General features: G+C 39.2%; 16 protein-coding genes, 1 other RNA gene and 1 pseudogene. 12 read left to right on the forward strand and 6 right to left on the reverse strand.

Annotation, left to right across the window (positions count from 1 at the left end; all coding sequences use genetic code 11):
* Positions 1-126: 126 nt before the first annotated feature.
* Positions 127-897 carry a DUF2971 domain-containing protein gene (locus CXF72_RS04235; RefSeq protein ID WP_101037035.1) on the forward strand — a complete coding sequence of 257 codons (771 nt, stop codon included), beginning with the start codon at positions 127-129 and terminating at the stop codon, positions 895-897.
* A gap of 666 nt (positions 898-1,563) precedes the next feature.
* Positions 1,564-2,022: a hypothetical protein gene (locus CXF72_RS04240; protein WP_101037038.1), complete on the forward strand. Its 459-nt coding sequence runs from the start codon at positions 1,564-1,566 to the stop codon at positions 2,020-2,022.
* A 120-nt stretch (positions 2,023-2,142) separates the two neighbouring features.
* Here the strand turns inward: CXF72_RS04240 and CXF72_RS19260 are convergent, their stop codons facing one another.
* Together CXF72_RS19260 and CXF72_RS04245 are read right to left on the reverse strand one after the other, a co-directional pair.
* Positions 2,143-2,280: a hypothetical protein gene (locus tag CXF72_RS19260; protein WP_157823184.1), complete on the reverse strand. Its 138-nt coding sequence runs from the start codon at positions 2,278-2,280 to the stop codon at positions 2,143-2,145.
* A 173-nt stretch (positions 2,281-2,453) separates the two neighbouring features.
* A complete protein-coding gene (locus CXF72_RS04245) occupies positions 2,454-2,771 on the reverse strand; it encodes a hypothetical protein (protein WP_101037040.1) in 318 nt (105 codons plus the stop codon).
* Positions 2,772-3,036: 265 nt separating this feature from the next.
* Between CXF72_RS04245 and CXF72_RS04250 the strand changes: the two genes are divergently transcribed.
* The 9 genes and pseudogenes from CXF72_RS04250 (at position 3,037) to CXF72_RS04290 (ending at position 12,464) form a co-directional block, all read left to right on the forward strand.
* Entirely contained in the window at positions 3,037-3,918 is an 882-nt protein-coding gene (locus tag CXF72_RS04250) for an NAD(P)-dependent oxidoreductase (RefSeq protein WP_101037042.1), read from the forward strand.
* A 68-nt stretch (positions 3,919-3,986) separates the two neighbouring features.
* Positions 3,987-5,525, forward strand: coding sequence for an aldehyde dehydrogenase family protein (locus CXF72_RS04255; RefSeq protein WP_101037044.1), 1,539 nt, complete (start codon positions 3,987-3,989; stop codon positions 5,523-5,525).
* Positions 5,526-5,587: 62 nt separating this feature from the next.
* Positions 5,588-6,382: a serine O-acetyltransferase gene (locus CXF72_RS04260; RefSeq protein ID WP_101037046.1), complete on the forward strand. Its 795-nt coding sequence runs from the start codon at positions 5,588-5,590 to the stop codon at positions 6,380-6,382.
* Between the two features lie 26 nt (positions 6,383-6,408).
* Positions 6,409-7,296 (forward strand): VOC family protein, encoded by an 888-nt coding sequence (locus tag CXF72_RS04265; RefSeq protein WP_101037107.1) that lies wholly within the window; start codon positions 6,409-6,411, stop codon positions 7,294-7,296.
* A gap of 16 nt (positions 7,297-7,312) precedes the next feature.
* Entirely contained in the window at positions 7,313-8,479 is a 1,167-nt protein-coding gene (locus CXF72_RS04270; RefSeq protein ID WP_101037048.1) for a M20 aminoacylase family protein, read from the forward strand.
* 112 nt (positions 8,480-8,591) lie between these two features.
* Entirely contained in the window at positions 8,592-9,503 is a 912-nt protein-coding gene (locus tag CXF72_RS04275; protein WP_101037050.1) for a LysR family transcriptional regulator, read from the forward strand.
* Between the two features lie 338 nt (positions 9,504-9,841).
* Positions 9,842-10,039 (forward strand): annotated as a pseudogene (locus CXF72_RS04280) (transposase); the annotation flags it as partial.
* A gap of 566 nt (positions 10,040-10,605) precedes the next feature.
* Complete coding sequence (locus CXF72_RS04285) at positions 10,606-11,427, forward strand: DUF6602 domain-containing protein (protein ID WP_101037052.1); 822 nt, start codon at positions 10,606-10,608, stop codon at positions 11,425-11,427.
* A 149-nt stretch (positions 11,428-11,576) separates the two neighbouring features.
* On the forward strand, positions 11,577-12,464 hold the full coding sequence (locus CXF72_RS04290) for a transposase (protein WP_157823185.1): 888 nt from the start codon (positions 11,577-11,579) through the stop codon (positions 12,462-12,464).
* 120 nt (positions 12,465-12,584) lie between these two features.
* Here the strand turns inward: CXF72_RS04290 and CXF72_RS04295 are convergent, their stop codons facing one another.
* From CXF72_RS04295 to smpB, 4 genes are all read right to left on the reverse strand, one after another.
* Positions 12,585-12,866 carry a hypothetical protein gene (locus CXF72_RS04295; RefSeq protein WP_101037056.1) on the reverse strand — a complete coding sequence of 94 codons (282 nt, stop codon included), beginning with the start codon at positions 12,864-12,866 and terminating at the stop codon, positions 12,585-12,587.
* A 132-nt stretch (positions 12,867-12,998) separates the two neighbouring features.
* A complete protein-coding gene (locus tag CXF72_RS04300) occupies positions 12,999-13,340 on the reverse strand; it encodes a hypothetical protein (RefSeq protein WP_101037058.1) in 342 nt (113 codons plus the stop codon).
* 484 nt (positions 13,341-13,824) lie between these two features.
* Positions 13,825-14,178: a transfer-messenger RNA gene (gene ssrA / locus CXF72_RS04305) on the reverse strand.
* A gap of 120 nt (positions 14,179-14,298) precedes the next feature.
* Entirely contained in the window at positions 14,299-14,784 is a 486-nt protein-coding gene (gene smpB / locus CXF72_RS04310) for an SsrA-binding protein SmpB (RefSeq protein ID WP_101037061.1), read from the reverse strand.
* A 162-nt stretch (positions 14,785-14,946) separates the two neighbouring features.
* Here smpB and CXF72_RS04315 point away from each other — a divergent pair, with 162 nt between their 5' ends.
* Positions 14,947-15,384: an SRPBCC family protein gene (locus tag CXF72_RS04315; RefSeq protein ID WP_011769960.1), complete on the forward strand. Its 438-nt coding sequence runs from the start codon at positions 14,947-14,949 to the stop codon at positions 15,382-15,384.
* The last annotated feature ends 4 nt before the right edge of the window (positions 15,385-15,388 follow it).

Genomic DNA, 15,388 nt, shown 5'->3' on the forward strand with positions numbered 1-15,388 from the left:
CTCGCTCAAACGGAACTAAAATAGTCGGCTCAGTTTTGCTTCGCTCCACATATAGCCAATAATTTCAGCCCGCTTAAGCGGGCGTTGGATCGGTTTTTAAATCACACTTGAGTTAAGCTAATAGTCATGAAAGTATATAAATACACTCCGCATATAAATCAATTTATAGAATCTTCAGCGATGAAGTTAACACCAATTTTACAACTAAATGATCCATTTGAAGCAAAATTAACAGATGGATTTATTAATAATTTAGGCATTGAATGTAAAAAAATATTTAAAGAAAAATACGATAGTATCTTTCCTGGCTTTAAAGATAGTATTCAAGAAAGTAGTCGTTATAAAGGTATAGTCTCATTATCTAGAAAATCATCTGATATTATAATGTTATCGCATTACGCTTCGAATCATGAAGGTGGAATATTAGAATTTGAAGTTTCTAGTTTGTCTGACGGTTCTAATAATACAACAAGCCTTTTTGATAGACTAAATAAGGGGAGTTATAATTTTGGTGATGTTCAATATGAGAAAAAAAGACGCCTAGAGCTAAGTGATGATTTTGATAAGTACTTATCAAGAGATATTTTTTTTGAAAAATATATTGAATGGGAATATGAAGAAGAAGTGAGGTATGCGTCAGACTTTCGAAATGCTGACTCTATTATCATTTCCAAAAAAAGTTTAGTGAAAAATCACTTTGACGAGCTAAATGAAAATGGCGACTTAAATATAGTGTCATGGCATATTGAAGATGATTGTTTCTATCATATTTTTGAATCATCTGATTTTGATGAAAATGAGGATCGCTTGTATCGTAGCAAAAAGAAAAAGATAAGGAGTATTGTCGGTCGTATTTTTAGAGAGAACATTCTTATGACGAAACAAGTGAAAATGTAATCTTAAAGCTAAAATGTAATACTCATAGCTACTTTGGGTTTGACCAAGCGGTGTCATGGCGTAAATTCTTGAGTGGAAACCACGACTTTCATCCTATGGTCAAAGTAAATAGAGAGGCATTAACAGGGATTTACCTAGGTTGTAATTTTAATACATCTGAAATCAATGAGTCTTCAATAAATAAGTTCCCAAACTTGTCTGGAAATGTAACGAAAGCAAAACTTTGTGGTAATGACTTCAAACTTAATCCTGTTAAAATATTCGAAATATGCAACTAACAAGTTCGTGAACCTGAAGCCATACCTCCACTTCGGTACTGAGTGAATTTTTGGCGCTACACTACACTACGCTCACGGCATGGCTCAGGTTAACAAGGCAAAGCGTTATACCCAAATAGCCAAAGCACCGCTTCATCCCACAGAAACACTAATGGATAATGGGATGTTTGGAAGTTGTTTCTCAAAGTGGTGTTGACGGTAGTGTCAGGTAGGTTTATAATTTTAGCGTAATATTTTATTAAGGTAATTATCATGCTTAGCACTATGAGCGTATATCAAGAAGAAACTTCCAAACTTATTGCTGTAGCTAATAACTCAGCGCGTATAAGTTTACACGGGTCTTTAACAGAGAAAAAAGCACAATTACTGAAAGGACTTAGCTCCGTCGATGCAAGATATAAAAATAGAAAGAAAGAATGTTGAAGAAGTAACTATTAATACCCTTTTTGGTGTATTAAGCGATCACTATGGGTACGATTATGAAGAGTGGTTAGATGAGATTATCGAACTACAAACAAAATGGGAAAACCAAGGTTACATCGAAATATACCAAACCTATGAAGATAAAGAGTGGGGTAGAGTAAAAGACTCTTCTTTAGCTCAAGGAGCTTCTCCTTATTATATCGGACTATTCCACGCTAGACTTTTAAATGACAGAGCTAATGATCCTCTTGTCATTATAAAATTTCATGAAACAAAAACAGGTCAATTAGCTGATATGAAGTTAATGGTTGACCACGATGATATATTTGGTTTGAAAAACCAAAAGAAATCGCCAGAACAATTAAGATCGATAAGAGTGCAATTAGATAAATTCATACAAGATGCAGACTTAACCCTGACCTAAACTCCAACCATCCAAACCACGGGATAAAAAGCCATTCAACAGGGCGATACAGCTGTCGCGGTTTGCTAAAACCCAAAGCGGCAAAAACAGCGCTAACCTACGCACCAGTTTTACGCGGTGTTATTGAGCCGTTTCCAGCACCTCATACTCTTTCATTTTAAGCACTTCAAATCCTGCAAAATCATTTAACTCCAGTAAGATTTCTCCGATCGGTTTAATTTCGTTTTTATTAAGAGGGTCGAGGGTCAAGTCTTTCATTTTGCAGTTTGTTAAGGGTCGAGGGTCAAGTCTTTCATTTTGCAGTTTGTTAATAATTAGTGTCTATTCTAGGTCGCTATGAGGGCGTTTGCTACTTAAAAATAATAAATATTATTCGTTCATTATTGTTGTTTATTAGTAAATCGACCCTTTTTACTTTCCGAACATTGTTTTTAACTGCCCGTTTCCAGCACCTCATATTCCTTCATTTTAAGCACTTCAAATCCTGCAAAATCATTTAACTCCAGTAAGATTTCTCCGATCGGTTTAATTTCGTTTTTATGAAACATTTTATCCACTTTATTCAGATCACCGACCGGGCTAAAACCTTCTCGCACGATACTCATTAAATCCAGAGGAATGCGATGCGCTGAAAGAATATCGCCGGTGGTGACATTTTTCATTTTGCTGAATTCGTCCTTTGCATCGAGCTGGCCAACGGGGATTAATTCCGGTTTTTCTTTGTCTTTCCCTTTGCCGTTAACGAACATTTTTTTAAAATTACCCAGGCCTTTGGCGCTGTTGAGATTGATTTTAAGAATGACCCATATAGATGCGATTCACCAAAACTAAGATGTCGTAATCTAGCTATTCAGAGAACCTTACGACGCGACCAATATCAGTAGGTGTTGCGTTTTTTAGAACAATAAAAGAAAACTGCTTCATATATATTTGTTGTATTAAGTTTTATTCTTTATCTACTTGAACGTTTAAAAACTACTTTAAGCGCTATTTCCCAAATTAGAGAGAATAAATATGACTCAGAACGCAGCGGACAAAAAAATCGGCATTATTGGTCTTGGTAATATGGGCAACGGTATGGCGCAAACACTTATTCGCGAAGGCTTTAGCGTAGTAGGCACTGATTTAGGTGAATCACAACGCACAGCAGCGGCAGCGATGGGTGTTGAAGTAGTCGATAGCATTCAATCACTGTGCGCACAATGCGAAAATATTATCTTATCCCTGCCTATGGCAAAGCACGTGCAAGCAGTTATTAATGGCCCAGAAGGTTTGTTAAAACACGCTACAAAAAACACCCTAATTGTTGATACTACGACGTCAGAGCCGAATGTAACACGCGAACTTGCGACTACTTTAAGTAAGCAGGGGCATCACTTGTTAGATTGCCCTGTGAGCGGTGGGCCTGCAGGTGCTTCTGCTGGAACCATGGTAATAGTCGCTGGTGGTGAGAAAAAAGCACTTGAGCGAGCGATGCCATTTCTCAATGCATTGAGCAGTAAAGTGGTGCATTTAGGTGAATCCGGGAGTGGACATGCGGCAAAACTGATTAATAATTTACTTTGCGCAGCCCATCTAATAACCACCGCGGAAGCTGTTGCCTTAGGTAAAAAGGCGGGACTTGACCCGCAGGCGTTGATTGAAGGATTAAATGCAGGATCAGGCGGCAGTGCGATTAGTCAAGTTAACTTTCCGCGTTGGATTTTGAATGAAGGCTTTGATTCGGGGTTCTCTATGAAATTAATGCGTAAAGATGTGCGCTTAGCTCAGCAATTAATTTCAGATATGGGTATGAATCTCTCTCTCAGTGAAAAAGCTGCCGAGATATGGGCCGAAAGTGAAAACACCATTGCTGATGAAGATGACTTTAATTGCATTGTAAAAAACCATCTTTAAGCATAGCCCTTATAAATATGAATCAATAAATATTAGCGCCCCCTAAACTATTAACAGAGAATATAAATATGACATTTAGCGTCGAAAAAAACGGTGAAAACCAAGTATCTTCACTATTAACTACTATGTTAGGCACTGATCAATTTGGTAGTTGGATCAATGGTCAGTTAGTCAGCGGTACAGGAGATAACATTGATTTAGTCAATGCAGCCACTGGCAACGTTTTTATGCAATATCAAGATGCTGGCTCCGTCAATGTTGAGCATGCGGCACAAGCGGCTGTTCTCGCTCAGCGTGAGTGGTTTTCAATGACCGCGACAGCCCGCGGTCGCACTATGTACAATTGTGGTGCAAAAGTGCGTGAAGCTGCGGAAGATCTGGCTAAGCTTGAGTGTATTTCTGCCGGTAAACCTTTACGCGATTGTCGTGTCGAAGTGGCTAAAGTAGCAGAAATGTTCGAATACTACGCGGGTTGGTGCGATAAAATGACTGGCCAAGTTATCCCAGTCCCTACTAGCCATTTAAATTACACTCGTCATGAGCCTTTCGGTGTCGTTGTGCAAATCACACCTTGGAATGCGCCTGTATTTACAGGTGGCTGGCAAATTGCACCTGCCATTTGTGCAGGTAATGCGGTGCTTTTAAAGCCATCTGAATTAACACCATTAAGTACTACAGTACTTGCTAAGTTGCTGGAAGAAGCGGGTATTCCTAAAGGATTAGTGAATGTTATTAATGGGTTAGGCCATACCACAGGCGCAGCTGCTATCGCCAATAAGCTTTGTAAAAAAGTCATTTTTGTCGGTTCTCCTAAAACAGGCAGTTTAATCGCTGGAGCAGCGGCACAACGTGTTATCCCCTGCGTATTAGAACTAGGTGGAAAGTCAGCAAATATTATCTTTGACGATGCCAATTTAGATCGTGCAGTTGTTGGGGCGCAAGCTGCCATTTTCGCGGCCGCCGGGCAAAGTTGCGTATCAGGCTCTCGATTATTAGTGCACAAAAATGTTTACCAAGAAGTCGTAGAAAGACTGGCATCTGCAACTGATAAAATTGCAGTAAACTTACCTTGGTTAGAAGAGACTATGGTTGGTCCTGTTAATAACATTAATCAGTTTAACCATATCAAGGCGCTTGTTGCAGAGGCGGTAGCACAAGGCGCTAAAGTAGCAGCAGGTGGTGGTGAGTGTAATGTGCTTGGAGGTGAAGGTGGTTATTTTTATAAACCGACCGTATTAGCCGATGTTGCTAATAACATGAGTGTTGCACAAGAAGAAATTTTTGGTCCTGTCGTCTCTGTTATTCCTTTTGACGATGAAGATCACGCGATCGCCATCGCCAATGATAGCCGTTTTGGTTTAGCCGGTGCAGTGTGGACTGCTGATATTGGTCGAGCTCATCGCATGGCCGCTCAAGTTAATGCGGGTACTTTCTGGGTAAACAGTTACAAAGCTATCAATGTGATGTCACCTTTTGGTGGCTTTGGTGAAAGTGGTTATGGGCGTTCAAGCGGCTATGAAGGGCTGCTTGAATATACTCAAACTAAAAGTGTTTGGATTGAAACAGCAAAAGATGCAGCGATTCAATTTGGATATAGTGTCGAATAAATAATAAAAAGTGTGAGTAAAAAAGCGTTTTAAAATTTTTAGTAAACATAAGGTCATTAAGTATGTCAGATTATGTCAGAGAAATAGATGTTGCGAATTTGTGGCCAACGATACAACGAGAAATTCAGCAGGAGGCAAATAACACGCCTTTATTAAACACTTTTTTTCAGCGTAATATCTTAGACCATGCCAATTTTGAAGCGGCTTTATGCCATATTTTAGCCGAAAAACTAGCCGATCAGCAAAGCGCAGTTTTGTCGTGGAAAAACCACCTTTATTCTATCGTTTTATCGCAACAAAAGCCCTCTAGTGATATCGCTGGAATAAAGGGAAAGAGCATTAAAGAAGGCGCTTTAGCGGATTTGTTATGTCAATTAAGCGGCAATGCCAGCATCAAAGACCACTACTCACCATTGTTGTTTTTTGCTGGTTATCAAGCATTACAGTGTCATCGATTTGCTCATTATTGCTGGTTTAACCAACAGCGAGCATTAGCTGGCTATATACAGGCAAAGACAGTTTCATTATTTGGTATCGATATACACCCGGCTGCACAAATAGGTTCTGGTATATTTATGGATCACTCGGTGGCAGTTGTTATAGGCGAGACTGCTGTAGTGGAAGATGATGTTACTCTCTTTCAAAGTGTCACTTTGGGGGGCACCGGTAAAGGCAGTGGCGATCGTCATCCAAAAATTCGTCAAGGGGCTTTCATAGGTTCAGGGACAGTGATTTACGGAAATATCGAGATTGGTAAAAATGCCAAAGTGGCCGGTGGAACGGTGGTGGTTAAAGATGTTGCAGAAAATACCACTGTGTTTGGCCTGACAGCAAAGGAAAAACATAGTCAATGTTAAAATCAATTCATATAAATAGGTGTAAAATGGCGACTAAAAAAAATCATTTAGGTATTGATCATCCTCTAGTGGCGATTGCTGATATAGATAAGGCAGTGACTGACTTTGCTCGTTTAGGGTTTTTTATCAATCCGAGACATCATCACCCTTGGGGTACAGATAATCATTTATTAATGTTTCCAGAAAATTTTATCGAACTGATCAGCGTCTATGATCATAGTAAACTGGATATGGTTAATGAAAAAGGCTTTGCATTTGGTCGTTTTATTCAAAATTCAATAGAGCGTAAAGAGGGCATTTCTCTTGTTGCCTTGCATAGCGAAGATGCTAGAGCTGATCATCAATTGTTGGAAGACAATGGTGTTGAAAACCAAGGCATCGTCGATTTTAGGCGTATTGCTCATCGACCCGATGGCAGTGAAGAGGAAGCGGTTGTTTCACTGGTGATGTTAATTAACTCCCAGGAACCTGCTATTTCCAATTTCCTTTGTCATCAACACAAACCTGATTTAGTTTGGGTTGAGGATTGGATGACCCATGCCAATGGTGCTAATGCTATTACTATGGTCAGTTATATTGCTGCAAAACCCGCGGACTTTTATGAGCGTTTTGCAGGTCTTTACGGCGCAGAAGCCGTTACCGTTGAGGAGGGGGGCTTAATTGCAAAGACTGATAAGGGTGATTTTGAAATACTCAGCCCAGAACGAGCCAAATTACGTTTTGCGGGTGTAGCGATCCCCTGCAATGACGACCAGCTCCCTTGCGGTATTGCTATTCGCGTAAAGACACATTCAATAGAACAAGCTAAAGCCCATTTAAATGAAAATAATGTTGCCTATATCCTGACTGAAGAAAATGGCTTACGTATTGCGGCAAGCTATGCTGGCAATACCATCATTGAAATATATTCATAAAAAGAGAGAAATAATAATGGAAGCGATTGCACTAGGCAGTGAATTAGACTTGCTAATGCGGGAATGGCGTAGAGATATTCACGCCCATCCAGAAACCGCTTATGAAGAGCACCGCACCGCGGGTAAAATAGTACAACTGCTGGAAAGTTTTGGTTTAGATGTGTGCACCGGGTTAGGAGTCACAGGTGTCGTCGCCACTCTAAAAGGCGATAGACCTGGCTGTCGTTCTATTGGTTTACGCGCAGATATTGATGCACTTAATGTGCAAGAATTAAATGATTTTGAACACCGTTCTCATCATCAAGGAAAAATGCATGCCTGTGGCCACGATGGTCATACTGCAACGTTATTAGGTGCTGCTAAGTACTTATCTGAAAACAGAGATTTTGCCGGCACGGTGGTCTTTATTTTCCAACCTGCAGAAGAGGGAGAAGCCGGCGCGAAGGCAATGTGCGATGACGGTTTGTTCGATAAATTTAATGTCGATGCTGTCTATGGCATGCATAATTGGCCGGGTATTGAGCAAGGTAAATTTGCAGTACACAGCGGTGCTGTTATGGCCTCTTTGGATGTATTTGATATTACTATCAAGGGCCAAGGTTGTCATGCCGGGATGCCGCATCTGGGCACTGATCCTATTTTGGTAGCAAGTCAATTAATTGGTGCGCTACAAAGTGTTGTCAGCAGGAACCTAGATCCACTGTCCTCCGGGGTCATCAGCATCACAAAAATGCTCGGTGGTGAAGCTTATAATGTTATTCCGGATTCCGTTACCTTGTCAGGCACTTGTCGTGCTTTTTCCACTGAACAACAAGATCAAATAGAGTCGTTAATGCGTCAGCGAGTAAAAAGCATCTGTGAAGCTTTTTCTGCTGAAGGCGCACTTGACTATCGTCGGATAGCCCCTAGTACTGTAAATCACCTGCAACAGGCTAAAATATGCCGCGCAGTGACCACGGCCTTAGTCGGTGAAAGCAATGTATTATTAGATCCTGCGCCGAGTATGGGAGCGGAAGATTTTGCTTTCATGTTGTTAAAAAAACCCGGTGCTTATATTTGGATAGGTAACGGCGTAATAAAAGATGGTGAAGGATTGCATAACCCGCACTACGATTTTAACGATGATATACTCTCCTTAGGTGCTAACTATTGGATTGCGTTAACGCAACAACATTTAGCTTAGAAAGCCTTGATTAAGCCTGATATTCTTGACTGGCAAGCTGCGCAGTTGGAATGATTGGGACATTACATCTGTTTTAACGATAATTATTTTAACTTTTTAGAGAAAATTTGAAGTGATAGAAATCAAAGATAAAAGAGTGATCTATTTCTACGAGGCAGTAACAGTAGGCACTATCAGAGGTGCTGCAGATAAATTAAATATGTCACCATCTGGTATTAGTCGTCATATTGCACTGTTAGAAAAAGAGCTTTCTTGCGAGTTAATTGAACGGCATCGTACTGGCGTTGTCGTTACTCAAGCAGGTGAATTTTTACTGAACTATTACCGTGAAATTAAAAATAATGAAGAAAATTGCATTGCTCAATTATCAGCTTTACAAGGGTTTCAATTAGGGCATATAAAATTAGTCATCGGGGAGGGATTTGTCAACGATTTAATGATCGGTCCGCTTTCAGCGTTTTCTAGAAAATTCCCTAAATTAACCTTATCAATTACTTTAGCAAACTCTAATGAAGTGATGCGTCAAATTGAAGAAGATGAAGCACATATAGGTTTATTGTTTCACCCCACTCATCACCCTAAAGTACGCTCTCAGGTTATCAGCGAGCAACCAATATGTGCAGTGGTTAACCCAAATCATCCACTTGCTAACAGCACAGAACCTTTAACTTTAAATTTATTGTTAGACTACCCAGTCGCTTTGTCTGAGAGTAGTTTTGGCGTACGTCAATTGTTAGCGCTCGTCGAATTAAAACAACAATTACGATTTATCCCCTCCCTTACTACTAATTCCATTGAAGTGTTAAAACAATTTGTGTGTACCGGTATGGGGATTACTTTTTTACCCGAGTTTGTTATCACTAGAGAGATATTAGATAAAAAATTGGTCGCGCTTCCTTTAGAAGATGAAATATTTAATACCGGGGAAACGCATATGGTTACAAGATTAGGTCGGCAATTACCTAATGGAGCGCAGCAGCTATTAAATCATTTAATGCAGTGGATGAAAGCGTTTCAAAAATAGCATCAAGCTCAACTTAAATAAGATATCTAAGCAATTTGAATCAACAAAAGTCACTATTTACTGCGTTCAAACTAGTCTATTTTTTACAGAGAACATGCTAAGTCTCGATCAAAAACTGCATACCTTATATAGAAATACGCAGTATAAGGATGATTTTTTAGGTGATAGATGCGTTTGAAATTGATGTGCAGGCACGATTATTAATCGTGTTGCTGATTTTAAGTGGATAGACTTTCGCCAGTTTCCGATTATCTCTCTAGTCTATTCTTGCTCTGCGAGTATGGTTAATGATGGTTTCATCTACCTGTCCCGCAGCGGGGCACTGTAAGATAAGCGATGCCATTAGTTCAAGGAGCCAACACATTCTAAACCGACTTAATATTCCGGCAGAGAACTGGCTTAAAATCGTCACCGAATTTGGTTGTTTATTTAAAGGGGCGGTAGGTTCCTTACCCGCATTAACCGAATACTGTGAACATTTAGACCGAAAGCGACGCCACGGAGCAGCAAACTGCCAACGCTGGTTGTGTGCTTAAAGCTTAATTTTTAACTACCTGTAAGCCATTTCCCACTTATTGATATCAAGTTTCTGCTGTTGGTTCAAAACGGCCATATTCCTCAGATTTCACAATTTATGCGTTTGAATAACGATAAAAGACTATCGCAATGAATATTGAAAGAGGATATTTTATTGTTTATAAAAATGGGTGGCATAGTTCTTTGTTTTTAGAAAAATGGGTGGCATGGTTCTTGTTTTAGAAAAATGGGTGGCATGGTTCTTTTGGTTTTAGAAAAATGGGTGGCATGGTTCTTTTGTTATGATGTTCTTGTTCATCAGCTCGCAAATTTGCTAGCGGCTTCCTCCGGACCAATCCTCGCGGACAAGCCCTTGCCATTCGCTAGTAGTTGGCGTTTAATTACAGTGTGTTATTAAACGGTGATCTTCCTACAGAGGACTTTCACCTCATTAGTTCATGCCCATGCTGGGCGTACACAAGGCACTTAAACGGAACTAAAACAGTGGGTTACGTTTCGCTTCGCTCCACATTATAACCCACTATTTTAGTCCGCTTAGTGCGGCGTTATGGCTCAAGGGTAGAGTATGAGTAATCAGATATTTCAGTCACTAGTTAAAAGTAAAATAGATAACTTAAAAAGTGCTTATGAAACTTCCAAAGATATATTTTGGGACAAAGAAAAAAAGCAACTTATTCACCCTGGTGAATATGGAGAGTTCAGAGAAAAGGCAGTATCAGAGTTATTAAACTTTTTCATTCCTCAAAACTTGAAAATATCAGAAGGATTTATTATCAGTAGTGATGGAGGCGTAAGTACACAATGCGACATTATTATTTATGATCCTAATTCTTGCCCTAAGATTGCTGACTCTGCACATCAAAAGTTCTTTCCCATTGAGTGTGTAGTTGCGATTGGTGAAATAAAATCAGAAATAAAAACCAAATCAGACCTAACGAAAATATTAACGAAATTGGCTGAAATAAAAAAATTAAAAGAATTGGTTCCCGAAGCTACGCCGTATCGGAGTTATAAAGATGAACCTTTTATTCCTTTGCATAAACCATTCGATCAAATTTATTCATTCGTTTTAAGTAAATCATTGCCTAAATCATTAGAGAGTGACAGCTTTATAAATTTAGATATTGAACAGCGACATATGCACAATATATTAGTAGGTATTGATAGTGGACATCATTGTTATACATATGGAAAAATGACTAACTATTATTACCCTGAAACTTCTGGTGAGCAACATGAACAAGTATGGAGAACACTTAAAGAGAAAGAGTTACCGACTAATTTTGGCATCTTTCTGACTTCTTTATTTTACCATTGCCAAATAGCAACTTTATTAGAACTTGATATTGTTCGATATTGCACGAATGAATTTACAAATGAGCCATAACAAATAAGGATAGGTGTCGCGCAGCCGACACCTTATCTGGTTGTTGAACAAGCCCGTGCCTACTTATTTACGAGGGCCGAGGGTCAAGTCTGAATGGCACTGCATTAAGGAATATTTAGGTGATTATTGGGTAGGAATATTTTTAAAATTTGGAAAGAGCAGCCAGAAAAAATTGTATAATTGATTCACCACAAACCTATACAATAGATCCTGACTGCATGAGTTATTTTAACACCAAATGTTCTAAAACTGCATTAAAAGATATCCCCTGTATCCCCGACCAAGATTTTCTTAATATATTAAAATCTGAACATATTTTTTCAATCATTAATAAAGCGACTTCAAATTATAGGGACAGAATTTTTACTCCCACTCTTACCCTGGCAATGTTTATCAAGCAGGCACTTAGTTTTGATCGTTCATGCACGCGTGTTGTTAATGAATTTATCATTGATAATATTGATGATTTGCTTAAAAACATTAGTAAATCCACGGGCTCTTTTTGCCGTAGTCGGCAAAAATTACCTCTCGAACTCATTCAAGAATTAGTTCGTTATACAGGGCGTGCTGTCAACGAAAAAATCGATAATAAAAAGCGTATAAAAGGCAGTATCTATTTGATAGATGGAACAACATTTACACTGCCAGATTCAACTGATAATCAAGAAAAATATCCTCAACAATCAACACAAAAGAAAGGATTAGGTTTCCCAATTTGTCGAGCTTTAGGTATCTTTTGTCTAGAAAGTGGTGCTGCAATTAATGCTCAAATAGCCCCTTATAAAGGGAAAGGAGCAAATGAACACTCAATGCTCAGGGCAACCTTAGATACATTCAAAAAAGGTGACTTAATCATAGGTGATGCGCTCTACAGCAGTTACTGGTTGATTTCTCATCTGCAAAAAGAACGGGTAAATGGAGTCTTTCAGCAGAATGGCGGACGTGCTAAAAAGGCTGATTTTAGAATAGGTAAAAAAATCGGTAAGTACGATCACACATGGGTCGAGGGGCAAGTCTTTCATTTTGCAGTTTGTTAATAATTAGTGTCTATTCTAGGTCGCTATGAGGGCGTTTGCTACTTAAAAATAATAAATATTATTCGTTCATTATTGTTGTTTATTAGTAAATCGACCCTTTTTACTTTCCGAACATTGTTTTTAACTGCCCGTTTCCAGCACCTCATACTCCTTCATTTTAAGCACTTCAAATCCTGCAAAATCATTTAACTCCAGTAAGATTTCTCCGATCGGTTTTATCTCGTTTTTATGAAACATTTTATCCACTTTATTCAGATCACCGACCGGGCTAAACCCTTCACGCACTATGCTCATTAAATCCAGCGGAATACGGTGGGCTGAAAGAATATCGCCGGTGGTGACGTTTTTCATCTTGCTGGGAATAGGCCGAGGGTCAAATAGGCCGAGGGTCAAGTCTTTCATTTTGCAGTTTGTTAATAATTAGTGTCTATTCTAGGTCATGGGGGCGTTTGCTACTTAAAAATAATAAATATTATTCGTTCATTATTGTTGTTTATTAGTAAATCGACCCTTTTTACTTTCCGAACATTGTTTTTAACTGCCCGTTTCCAGCTCCTCATACTCCTTCATTTTAAGCACTTCAAAGCCTGCAAAATCATTCAGCTCCAGTAAGATTTCTCCGATCGGTTTAATTTCGTTTTTATGAAACATTTTGTCCACTTTATTCAGATCACCCACCGGGCTAAATCCTTCACGAACGATACTCATTAAATCCAGGGGAATACGGTGCGCTGAAAGAATATCGCCGGTGGTGACGTTTTTCATCTTGCTGAATTCGTCTTTTGCATCGAGCTGGCCAACGGGGATTAATTCCGGTTTTTCTTTGTCTTTGTCTTTGCCTTTGCCGTTGACGAACATATTTTTAAAATCACCCAAATTTTGGCGCTGTTGAGTTTGATTTTAATACCCTGCTCCTGGGCATCAGTCAGGTTCGGGTTGTTCATGTACAGTAAAAAACCGGAATGAGCGCCGTTTAAATAATATTTACGGCGGAAAAGGGTGGCGTCTTCATTTAGCCAGACACTCGAGAGTTTGGCTAAATATTGCGTAATGCGGAGAACCGCCTGGGTAAGGTCATATTACATCAGAGCAGATAAGCCGGTTGAAATAGTAAAAGCAGAGTCAGATAAACCAACTGAAATGAAGGTGGAGACGTTTGATTTGTTGGGAATGGGGTTTTAAAAGCGATTCAAACAGCACTGCAATAAATTAATTGAGGGCAATTTGTGGACACATCTCAAAAAAACTTGTAAATTTTAGACTGAAAAAACACAAATTATAGACATAAAAAAACCCGCTAGACCAGTTGGTGACTGGCTTTGCGGGTTTAGTCGGCTTTTAGTATTTTAAAGCCTATAGGTGGTGGAGATGGGGGGAGTCGAACCCCCGTCCGAAAAACCTACATCCTCGGCACTACATGCTTAGTCAGTTATTTGGTTAACTCGTTGATCTCCAACTGACAGGATATCAAAAAGCGAGTCCGATACTATTTCGCGGTTCACCCTCGAACAAGGTTCCCTCGCTATCCAATGTGAATGACCTTCCGAATCCCTGCCCATAGGAGAAACGTGGGTGGAAGGCTAGCTAGCCTAAGCTGCTAGAGAGTAGTTAGAGTCGTTTGCAACTATAACGTTGGCGGCTTTTTACGAGGCCAACCGCCACCTCGGCATGCACCTTGGGTTTCAAGAATCTCGTCGAGTCCTAAATCATCCCCACAGTGGTAAGCGCTTTATCTGCTTACGGATTAACAATAGCAAAAAAAATATGCTTTAGATAGTGTTATTGTTATCTATATCACATTATTTTGCTATATATTAAATTTTTACATTTATTGCTAGCGAACGCTGTGTTTCATCATACGTTCTTTATCAACTTTCCATTCTCTATCTTTCACATCGGCGCGTTTGTCGTGTTCTTGTTTACCTTTTGCCAGTGCAAATGATATTTTTACCCACGCGTGTTTCCAGTATAAAGAGATGGGAATAATTGAATAACCCTGACGTTCAACTTTACCGACTAAGTTGTCGAGTTCTCGCCTGTTAAGCAGTAATTTACGATAACGCATAGGATCACATACAACATGTGAAGATGCGACAAGAAGGGGAGGAAAAGAGGCACCCAATAGCCATGCTTCTCCATTTTTCAGGAAAATATAACTATCAGCGATGTTCGCTTTGCCTGCGCGTAACGATTTTACTTCCCAACCCTGTAATTCAAGACCTGCTTCAAAGCGTTCTTCTAGGTGGTAGTCGTGACTAGCACGTTTATTTCGTGCAATCGTATTGTCATTATTTTTAGTTTTTGAATTTTTTTTAGCCATAGCCTCGTATTATAGAGTGACTATTATAAATTGATAGAGTGACTATTATAAATTACTCGTTGATTTGTATAAAAATCGCCTAAATTTAGGAATAAATCCTTATTTGTTTTTTCTTGATGGCGCAGATCGTGTAATATGACTTTTTTTATGTAGGGAAAGCAGATGGCACAGGTATCTCGTAGTGCGTTACTTATGTACAGCGCCGAAGAAATGTATCAATTGGTTAATGATGTGAATGCTTATCCTGAATTTTTACCGGGCTGTGTTGATGCTAATATATTAACTAACAATAATAATGTGATGCGCGCTTCAGTTGAAGTATCAAAAGCCGGTATTAGCCAAACTTTCACCACAGAAAATATTTTAGTCAATGGGCAAAGCATTTTAATGAATTTAGTCGATGGTCCTTTTAAACATTTAAAAGGTGGCTGGACATTTTCTAAACTCGACGAACAGGCCTGTAAAATAAATTTAGATTTAGAGTTTGAATTTAATAGTTCACTGGCTGAACTTGCATTTGGGCGGATTTTTAATGAGTTAGTGGGTTCCATGGTAAAATCTTTTTCCAGCCGCGCAAAAGTAGTTTACGGAATACGATAGGGAA

It is taken from the genome of Psychromonas sp. MB-3u-54 (assembly GCF_002836415.1).
Taxonomy (GTDB): Bacteria; Pseudomonadota; Gammaproteobacteria; order Enterobacterales; family Psychromonadaceae; genus Psychromonas.